Source organism: Verrucomicrobiota bacterium (assembly GCA_027622555.1).
GTDB lineage: Bacteria > Verrucomicrobiota > Verrucomicrobiia > Opitutales > UBA2995 > UBA2995.
Genome location: JAQBYJ010000161.1, coordinates 1 through 9,911, shown reverse-complemented (window position 1 = coordinate 9,911; position 9,911 = coordinate 1). Strand labels below are relative to the sequence as shown.

Sequence of the window (9,911 nt, the reverse complement as noted above, 5' to 3'; positions counted from 1 at the left end):
TCCTCAAGCCTGAACTACGAACCAAAAAAAAGAAAACCTTCCTTCCGGAAGGCTTTTCGAACAGGGTCTTACTAGTGGTTCAGGATTTCGTCCCGTCGGCACTCAAATTGATATTTCAGAGGACTCTTCCTGTTGGTCATCAGTGCCTATGCCAGTCCTTATTTGTTTCAAATCACGGATCATAGTTTCCCGGAATGCGATGATGTCGGCGGCATGAATGAGAAACTGCATACCTTGTCTGCACCATTCGATCTCTTGATCAATATCCGCCCAGAAATGTAGGCCGGGTGCCACCTGGTGCTTATGCGCGCATTCGATGATGCGTTTAACGGCATCGTGGAATTTAGGGTGAGAATACTGCTCGGGAATTCCCAAACTGCAGGAAAGATCGTGGGGTCCAATTAGAGCTACGTCCACTCCGGGCACAGATAAGAGTTCATCCAGGTTTTCGAGGGCAGGGACACTTTCAATATTGATGGTCAGGATCTTTTCGCTGTTCCGTTTTGTAATATACTCTTTCAATTCGTCTCCCGGTTCTTCTTCACCGCTGAGCCAGCGTTCCAATGAACGACCCTTTAATGGTCTGAGCTTGGTGGCTCCTACCAGTTTTCGGACCTGTTCGGGAGTTTCAATGTACGGGGCAATTATTCCAACCGCTCCATCGTCAGCAACCATACAGGCTTGGTATGGATCCGGGCTCGGAATTCTTACAAAGGGAGCCAGGCCCAGGGCATTGTAGGTATGGCACATGTGCGAGACCTGAGTTCGGTCCAAGGCGATGTGTTCGGTATCGATAAAAATAAAATCGAATCCGATCTGAGCGACGTTGGGAGGCCAAAAGGGCGAGGGATGTGTGATTAAGGTTCCAATTGCCTTACCTTTGTTTTGCAAACATTCCAGTAACTCTTTCCCATTCATAGCTAAATGTTGTGTGTGTGAATGGTGGCCTCGTCGAGTCTAGATTTGAAGGTGTATTCCTAAATTTTCCCATACGGTTCAAAAATCCCATGATCGCTCTGCCTCCCTGAAATAAAAGTGGGCAGAATCGACTTGGCGCAGGCTTCAAGACTCTCTAATAAACACGACATGAAGAGAGCGTCTCAAATCCTGTTTACCTTCCTTTTTCTTTCGGTTTTGGTCCAGGCTTCTGACTGGCCCGACTACAAGGGAGACGTGACCGATTTGCGTGAGTTGCGTCATGTTGAGCAGCACTCAGATTCCTGGAGGGTATGGCAACCGGTCATTGCGCAATGGAAACAGAAGCACCTGATCGTGGCATTTGGAGCCATGACCAATGGAAAAAAAGACATGGGAGACATCTTTGCCATGGTTTCAAGAAACGATGGCGACACCTGGGACGAACCGGTGGCAGTCTTTGATCACGACGTCTGGCAGGGAGACATACAATTTGCCTATGCGAATCCGGTTCTTTTTAAACCGGAAGACCAGAATGTGATCTGGTGTTTTGCTATGCGCTGTTCCATTAAACAGGAGAACAGTGAGGAATCCTACCTGGTGGCGGCATTTTCCGCGGATGGAGGCAGGTCCTGGAGTCCGGTGGAATTGGCCATGCACTACACAGGACCTTTGATCACCAACGCAACGATTGTTGAGACGGTCATCGATGGCCGGAAACGATACTTGCTTCCCGCTCACCGGAATACTTTGGCAGCCGATCCTCGTGGAAGCCGTGACCACTTTGTCTTGAGCAGTAGCTCTCTGCTGGAGTGGGATCTCGAAGCTTATATCCCGCAGCCGGTGGATGCCCGGGTTTTTCTCCACGAGGGTAACATTGCTATAGGTGATCGTCCTGAGGAATTGAAAATTGTCATGCGCACAGCCAATTATGATGAGACCGCTGAAACAACGGATCCTCCGCGCGCTTACTCAAGCTTCAGCCGTGATGGAGGTCATAGCTGGAGCATTGCTCGAGCGGAACCTGAGCTGCACAACGCCAAATCCAAAGGTTTCTTCGCACGAGGAGCAGATGGGACTCATATTTACGTTTACAGCGATGGCCCCGCCCAGCGTGATTTTAGCTGGCCTGGATTTCCAAATGGTGGACGAACCTCCTTGCGTTATAAGACAAAAGAAACAGCTGGAAGTTGGAGTGAACAGAAGACCTTTTACCACGCCGGAGTCAAAAACTCTTACCCGACCCTTTTCGAAGTGGCACCTGGAGAATACCGCGCGGTTTGGGATAGCGGCACGGAAACACGAGCCCGTACCCGCATTCTGTTCGGCAAGCTGCAGCTAAAACCTTAAAAATCCCTTAGCCAAGGCATTACCTTCTCACAAACCTTCCGGCTGTCTTTGCAGTCAGATCTTTCGCACGTCAACCTTTCCGTGTTGCCACATTGATCAATTTAGCAGCTTCCGGACTCTTTCCAGGTAATTAGAAGATGGCACGGGATTGGGGCTCGTTTTTTTTTCAGTCTTCGGAAGCCTTCAGCATCCGGATGAATTCCTTCACCACCACTGTGTTTTCGGCGTAACCGCGTCCTGTGACCAGGAGGTCGTCAAAGACTACGTCTTCATCCACGTAGGTCGCTCCGCCCTGTTCAGCGTCCATGGCGCACTTGGGAACCGTGGTGACGCGTTTGTCCCGAATGCAATCTGCAGCGGTGAGAATTTCAATTCCGTGGCAGATGCAGGCGATCGGTTTGCCCGCTTCAGCGATTTCTCGAATGCAGCGCTGAAGGTCCTTGTCATAGCGAATGTATTCCGGCGCGCGGCCGCCTGAGATGAAAGCGCCCGCATAGTCTTCAGCACGCAAATCGCGGAAGGCGATGTCGGCCTTGAGGTGGTAGCCTGGACGTTCCTGAGTGATGTCCCAGGGAACATCAGGATTGGGCGGGATTTCGTGAAGCACCGTGTGGTACAGCCTCGCTTCCGGACCGGCAACGACGACTTCGTAATCATCTTCGGGAAGACGGTAATATGGATAAAAGGTGTCGAGAGCCTCAGTGGCGTCTCCGATGGGCATGAGGATTTTGGGCATGATTTGAAATGTGAAAGTGACCTCGTTTCTTGGAGCTAGGAAATTGGAGTTTGTTCAGGATTTGGAGCTACCCTTTCGTTTATCGGCAAAATGGCCTATCAGCGCTCCGAGTAGTACGATCGAACTGGTGCCCAAAATGATTGTCAAGAATGAGTGAAGCGGGTTCGCCCAACTGGATAGACCGTCGGGCCAAAGCTCTGTTTTCGAAAGCGATAGCCAGAGGATCAATAGCGCCCCAACGACCACGGAAATAATGGCGTGCGGATTTCGGGCCTTTCGCGAAATCAGGCCGAGAAGGAACAGCCCCAGCATGCCGCCAGTGAAGATACCCTGCAGGTTCCACCAGGCATCCAGCGCGCTCTTGACGCGCAACATTGCTAAGGCCGTAAACGTACCGGCAATTCCGACAACCAACGTCGCCCCATGCAAGATGCGCATCGATTCCCGGTCACCGGCATTGGGGCGGAGGTAGCGTTTATGGATATCGCAAAGATAGAGGGTCGCGGAGCTGTTCAAGCTGGTGTCCATGCTGCTCATGGCGGCCGCGAAGATAGCCGCGATCAGCAGGCCCGCGAGTCCAATGGGAAGTTTATTGACGATAAAGTGGGGCAGGATTTTGTCGCCGACGTCGGCGGCCGTGAGCGAGGCGGCTTTGGCGGCGATGAGTTCGTTCGTTGCCGGAAGACCGTCCAGGGCCAATTGGGTTGTCGCGACCTGCGTCCTCACTTCATTCAGCATGTCCGGATTCGTTTCATAGAGACTGAACAATCCCGTTCCGATAAAGAAAAACAGGGCCGACATGACGGGGAACAGCAGGGCGGCGAGCCAGACACTTGACTTCGCGTCGCGATCGGACTTCGCCGTGACGTAACGCTGCACGAAGCTCTGATCGATTCCGAAGTTCTGGATATTGATAAACAGGCCGTAGAGCAGAACAATCCAGAAAGTGGGTTGCGGCAGGGTGAAGGACTCGGGGCTGAGGCTGAAGCTACCCAAGCTGAATTTACCGTTCTCTTTGGCGATCTCAAACAATTGGCCAGAGCCCTCGGGCATTCCCGTGAGAATCAATCCCGCGCAGAGAATGGCGCCGGCGATTAGGACAAAACTTTGTGCGACATCCGTCCATATTACGGCCTCAATTCCCCCTAGTAGAGTGTAGGCGGTCACGAGAATACCAGTCACCAGGATGATGGTTTTGACGTCCCAGCCTGTGAGTGGCGACAGGGCTAATGCCACGAGATAGAGAATCGTTCCGATGCGCGCAAGCTGGGACAGGAGGTAGCAGACCAGAGCGTAGGTTCGCGCCCAAGGTCCAAAGCGCTTTTCCAGATGGTAGTAGGCGGAAACCTCATTGCTGCCCCGGTAGAGCGGAATGAACCATCGGACGGCGACGAAGGCCGCTAAGGGCAGCGACAATCCAAACACCCATGAATTCCAGGTTCCGCCATAGGCTTTGCCGGTGTTGCCCAGGAACCCAATGCTGCTGACGTAGGTACCGAAAATCGAAAGTCCGACCGCCCATCCCGGCAGTGATCGTCCTGCCGCCATGAATCCTTCAGGTTTGCCACTCTTGCGCGCAAACCAACACCCCATGCCAAACACGCCCGCCATATAGACGAGAAGAACAATCAGGTCTGTCGTGCGCAGTTGAGGTGTCATTCTATAAGATTGATGGTGCGAAGGGTGTGGCGTTCAAAGTCTGCTCAAGGGATTTCCACGCTCGGTCAGGGGAAATGAAACCCAGGCCCCATTCTGGCGATGCGACTCAAAGACGCTACAGGTCATTTCGACGGCCATGGCTCCCTGGCGGCCGTCGCAGAGGGGGTTTCGATCCTCGTCGACTGCGTCGATCAAATCCTGAATGGCGAGTGTGTGATCGTGCACACTCGCGATGAGGTTCGGCTGATTCTCCTCCATTCCAAGCCCAGCGCTGGTGATGGGAATGCGGCCCTTGCTTCGCGAGGCGGGGTCAAAGGGGTTCCCCGGGCTGTGCCAGGCAATCGGGTCGCGATCGATATGAATGCTGATGGAGCCTTTGGTTCCAATCAGCCGCACCGCGTAGGCGCTCTTGTTAGATCCGTCGTTGGCCAAGGTGGTGTAGGTCGCGGTGACGCCGCTGCTGAGTCGCCAGCGGGCGTGAATCTCGTTGCCGGCCAGCAGTCCAAGCCCTTCGGCTCCGTTTACCACGTCTTCGCGTGTCGCCGGTTTCCCGTTTTGCAGGATCGTGCCCGAACAGGATTCGGGCTCGCCGCCAAAACGCTGAAACAGGTTGAAAATGTGACCGCCGAGCACCCACAAGTCTTCGCCGCCTCCGCGTCTATCCCCCAGTCCGTGGCCCCTGATTTCCAATAGGCGGCCGATCTCGCCAGCTTCGATCAGTTGGTCAATGATCGGCAATGCGGGGTGATAGCGATTGCGATGTGCAACGGCGACTTTTGCGCCGTGTTTTATGGCTGCGTTAATGATATGGTCGGCCTCGGCCGGCGTGCGGCAGAAAGGTTTTTCGACGTAGAGGCCCTTCACGCCATTTTCGATCGCGGCGAACGCCATTTGCATATGCTGGTCCGGGTGTCGGGGCGCGACGGATACAAACTCAGGGCGCAGTTCTGAGAGCATTTTGCGATAGTCCCTGAAGCCTCGTCTAATATTCAGTCGGCCTAGCGCTTTCTCGAGCCCCTTGGAATCGGCGTCGGCGACACCGACGATCTCGACGCCGGGAATCTTTTGCCAGACGACATCGAGCCCGTGCCCGTAGTTGCCGCGACCCGTGTGCCCGATTACAGCGGCGCGGCGGGAGCGAGGAGTCTGGGCTGGAAGCTGGGATGCAATAAGAGAGAGCGATGCGGCGGTGAGGAAAGTGCGGCGATTCATAGGTATATTCGAAAGTGAATTGATTGTTCTTGAGGTTCGAAGTTATTCTCGATTTGGAGGCGTGAGTTGATTAGTTTTACTCCCAGGTGATGTGCTCATGTTTGTAGTAAATGAGACGTCCCTTTTCAGTGCCCACCACTAAGTCTGGCTTGCCACTGAAAAAAGCGGTTGCGGGTGAGCACGAGTGTTGTCCCAGATGGACAGGCTTTCCGCGATGGTGCAGCAGTTTGGGATAGGCGAACGCAGGGTTTTGATTGGAGCCTTTGTTTTCCAGCAGGAGTACGGCCGCCCCTGCTTTGTTGCGGGACCAGGGAAGCCCGCTCTCATCGGCAACTGGAACGGTGCCGTGCCGGGGGGTACCCACTATCAAATCGAAATCTCCGTCCTGGTCCCAATCCACTGACTCGAACTTCGTGCGTCCTCGTCCCCCAGCATTAAGAAAATTGGCATGAATGGGAGAACCATCTTCAAGGCGTAGTTTACGGCCTTCCTCCAGGTTGAATGCATCGACCTGATAGTAGAGGTGAAATTGATCCTCATCATTGAGGGTGATGTAAACCTTGCGGCCATCCAACGTATCAATACCGGGTCGGGTACGCCAACCGCCATGCATATCCAGATCCTCCAGGTACAAGGGTTTGCCTGATGCGAGTTGAGGTCGGGTTTTCGTACCCACATTCAAATACACCGTGTGCATACCCCGTACGTCGTTCATGAGTATGTCGAGCAAGCCATCTCCATCCCAATCGTAAACATTGGGGCAAGTGTAACCCCAGCGTGATTCGCCGGGACCCTGGATGCTGCTGTATTGACCTTGGATGTGTACGAGTTCTCCGGCAGCGGCAATACGTTGCGGGGGAGCGAACAAAGGCTGCGAAGTTTTGGAAACGTTTTCGAAAAACAGGAAGAAGCCCTGGGAGTTTCCAGCCACGATGTCGGGTTGGCCGTCTCCGTTCCAATCGACAACATTCGGGACTACCAGCGTTCCACCAAACAACTCGGCCGACACCTGTTGAACTTCTCCCATCGGCTTAAAAGCAATGCGATCGTGAAGATCTTTATCCCGAACCCGTTGATAGTAATACATTCCTCCTTCGCCAGAAGCCAAAATGTCCATGCTGTTTGAGCTTCGGGAGGGATAAGCAATGACATTGGTCCAGGTTTCCGGATGGCGGAGCGAGATACCCCTCGGATCTACAATCGGCTTTTTGGTAATGGATTTACCGGCATCCCCAGGCATGAATTCTGAGAGGGTATGCAAACCGCCAAGCATCGTACCCAGGACCAACCTGGATTCTCCCTTATTTTCCAAAATCGCCATCCCGTTGATACCAAATTGTGCGCCATTCTCATGGGAGACAATTTCTGTGGCTCTAGCGTTCCGAGGCTTGTCAGGAAAGGAAAGTTCAACCCGGTAAACTGCATCACGGGGAATACCGCCCATCCAGATGCCAGACCCATCGAAGGGGCGATAGGCAGAATTGCGGTGGTGCACCAGTGTTGGTTTATAGAGGGTTTCGTTAGAGACACTCAAGAACAGGGTCAGTTGCCCGTCATCGTCCAGAGAAGCCGTGGCCGCTCGGGGCAAGCGCGGTAAACCTGCCAGGTTAATTCTTGATTCGACATCAAAGCGCAGGTCCCTCGGATCAAAGTGCGCGACCACGATCTCCTGATGCCGCACCCAGATTCCAAAGACTTCGCCACTCTCTACCTGGAAAATATATCCGGCTGCCGCGTGATCTTGGAGCAAATGGTCTTCCATCTTTGTGAGCTCAGGTACTTCGACTTCGATGGGTGGAGAAAAAACCGGGACTCCTTCAGGCGTATCCTTAATGTATTTATACAGGTGAAAGCCCGGGTACCAACGATCAGAACTAACAAAGATGTCGGGTCGCTCACCGCCATAAACGAAGGCATAGCCCAGTGGGGTGGAACTGATTCCAATTGATGCAATAGGACCTACACCCTGGTTTCCACCGACCAGAATGGGTTGGCCACTGACCATAGCAGCATTGAGGCTATCTGTCTTCTCATCCTGTGCGGTAAGTAAGGATGGCAGGCTCAGCCAAACACATAAAAGGGCGGATCTAAAAACCAAAACAAAAATATATTTGTGGAGTTCGTTCGTCATCTATTCACGCAACAGTGATTGATATTTTATTGGATGTCAGGAATTTTTTTTAAGGTCTTTATTGCCCTCATCCACTTTCTCTTCCTAAATTCAGCAGCATGAAATCAGTCACCATGATAATTATCTGTGCGGCAGTCCTTTCTTCGGTAAGTGGTCCACTGACTGCACAGGATCAAGAACCATTTCTCTACGAGATCCGCCCGCTATTCGAAAACGGTGAGCATTTGGGGAATACTTATCGATTTAGAAATGTTGGGCTGATTCAATGTCCCAACGGCGATTTGCTGGCCTTTGTCGAAGCGCGCTATGCGGTCAGCGACCACAGCGAAAAGGATGTGCTCATGCGGCGCAGCACCGATCGTGGAATTACTTGGGGCCCCTATGAAGAAGTATGGGGACATTTGGATGAAGACCACGCTGGCTGGAAGGATCCAGCTCCGGTGGTGGACGAGACGACGGGTCGGCTGTTCTACTTCATGAATACCAACGAGAGCGAGAAACGGCTCTTTTATATGACCTCCGACGACAACGGATACAACTGGTCCGACCCGATCCGCATTCCTGATAGTTTACTTCGACCTGAGTGGAAGCGGTGGCGCAACAATCCGGGTCCGGGCATCCAACTAAAAGTCGGAAAATACAAACATCGCATGCTTATTCCCGGACACATCGTAACTCATGAAGATCACCACTTCTCCGTCGTCTGGTATAGCGATGATCACGGAGAAACTTGGCAGGTAAGTGAAACGGCGGTACAGGGTTCGGATGAGGTGAGCATCGTCGAGCTAAGTGATGGACGTGTGTTAATGAATATTCGTTCGCATGGGGAATTGGACCCTGGCCTAGATCCGGATTACCGGAACTTTATGTATAGCAAAAATGGGGGTGAGAGTTGGTATGGCCTGGAAACCGTTCGTGATCTTATTTGGGAATCCGGTCACGGATCCATCACACGTATGGAAACTTCGGATGGAAACCGCCTCTTTGCCTTTAATCCAGTGGTGGTTAAACGCAGGGACTTAACCTGCTTTGTCAGTTACGACGAAGGCAAGACCTGGCCTTTCAAACGGGTAATCCATGAAGCAGGTGGATACAGTTCAGTTATTGTGATGGACAACTACGACATCGCCCTGGCGCACAATCACGGACATGCGGGTAGGGACGGAATCGATTTTGTGCGCTTCAATCTAAGTTGGCTGACGGACGGACGAGAGCAAGTGAACGAACCTGTGCAAATACTGCCAAAGATTTCGATAAATGAGGATCATAAAATGATCTGGCGCGAAGACTTCGACTTGTCCGACGGGACGGTTCACGATGACGGCGCTTCAGCTTGGTCGACATTGGCAACGGGTGGCGTTCTCGGAGGTTCGGCCACAATCCATAGCAAGTTTCGCGCTCGTGAGGCGGGCGGAGAAACGGTCTGGAAAACGGAAAAAATCGATGTTGCCGATGTCTCAAAGGTTTCCATCGCAGTGGATGCGATCAAGATCGGAAATTTTGGCGATTCTGACTCATTGTCTGTGTATTATCAACTGGATGATTCAGATGCTGTGATGATCGAGTCGCTTAGTTTTTCATCAGATCCGGCGGAAGACTTCGAAACGTATCAGATTCGTCAGCGGCAGGTGGATGTTTCTGCCCATCGGCATTTACAGCTTACCATTCGTACCCGGGTTAATGGGGCTGACAAGGCTTTGTATTGGGACCGTGTTGAGGTGAGTTTGCCCTAAGGATGTGGTCAGATGATTCTCGCTTCCTTTCTTTAGGGTCGAAGGACGGGGTCATATCTCCATAATTGACAAGATTATTTCCTTTTTATCCAGGAACTCCCTCTACTTAACTCCAATCTGTTAGCAAACTTACCCCCTAAGTTGGTTGTTCCATCGACAATCATTTGACCAACCT

7 protein-coding genes are annotated in these 9,911 nt (G+C 52.4%); 2 read left to right on the top strand and 5 right to left on the bottom strand.

Annotated elements, in window-relative coordinates:
• Window positions 1-102: 102 nt before the first annotated feature.
• Window positions 103-918: an aldolase/citrate lyase family protein gene (locus O3C43_23265; GenBank protein MDA1069406.1), complete on the bottom strand. Its 816-nt coding sequence runs from the start codon at window positions 916-918 to the stop codon at window positions 103-105.
• A 168-nt stretch (window positions 919-1,086) separates the two neighbouring features.
• On the opposite strand from O3C43_23265, the gene O3C43_23260 reads away from it, so the two are divergent.
• Window positions 1,087-2,265 carry a sialidase family protein gene (locus tag O3C43_23260; protein ID MDA1069405.1) on the top strand — a complete coding sequence of 393 codons (1,179 nt, stop codon included), beginning with the start codon at window positions 1,087-1,089 and terminating at the stop codon, window positions 2,263-2,265.
• 166 nt (window positions 2,266-2,431) lie between these two features.
• Here the strand turns inward: O3C43_23260 and O3C43_23255 are convergent, their stop codons facing one another.
• The 4 genes from O3C43_23255 to O3C43_23240 form a co-directional block, all read right to left on the bottom strand.
• Window positions 2,432-3,001, bottom strand: a complete 570-nt coding sequence (locus O3C43_23255) for a DJ-1/PfpI family protein (GenBank protein ID MDA1069404.1) — start codon at window positions 2,999-3,001, stop codon at window positions 2,432-2,434.
• 54 nt (window positions 3,002-3,055) lie between these two features.
• Window positions 3,056-4,660, bottom strand: a complete 1,605-nt coding sequence (locus O3C43_23250; protein MDA1069403.1) for a sodium:solute symporter — start codon at window positions 4,658-4,660, stop codon at window positions 3,056-3,058.
• 33 nt (window positions 4,661-4,693) lie between these two features.
• Window positions 4,694-5,872, bottom strand: a complete 1,179-nt coding sequence (locus tag O3C43_23245) for a Gfo/Idh/MocA family oxidoreductase (GenBank protein MDA1069402.1) — start codon at window positions 5,870-5,872, stop codon at window positions 4,694-4,696.
• A gap of 76 nt (window positions 5,873-5,948) precedes the next feature.
• On the bottom strand, window positions 5,949-8,003 hold the full coding sequence (locus tag O3C43_23240; GenBank protein MDA1069401.1) for a VCBS repeat-containing protein: 2,055 nt from the start codon (window positions 8,001-8,003) through the stop codon (window positions 5,949-5,951).
• A 98-nt stretch (window positions 8,004-8,101) separates the two neighbouring features.
• Here O3C43_23240 and O3C43_23235 point away from each other — a divergent pair, with 98 nt between their 5' ends.
• Window positions 8,102-9,736 carry a sialidase family protein gene (locus O3C43_23235; GenBank protein ID MDA1069400.1) on the top strand — a complete coding sequence of 545 codons (1,635 nt, stop codon included), beginning with the start codon at window positions 8,102-8,104 and terminating at the stop codon, window positions 9,734-9,736.
• Window positions 9,737-9,911 lie beyond the last annotated feature (175 nt).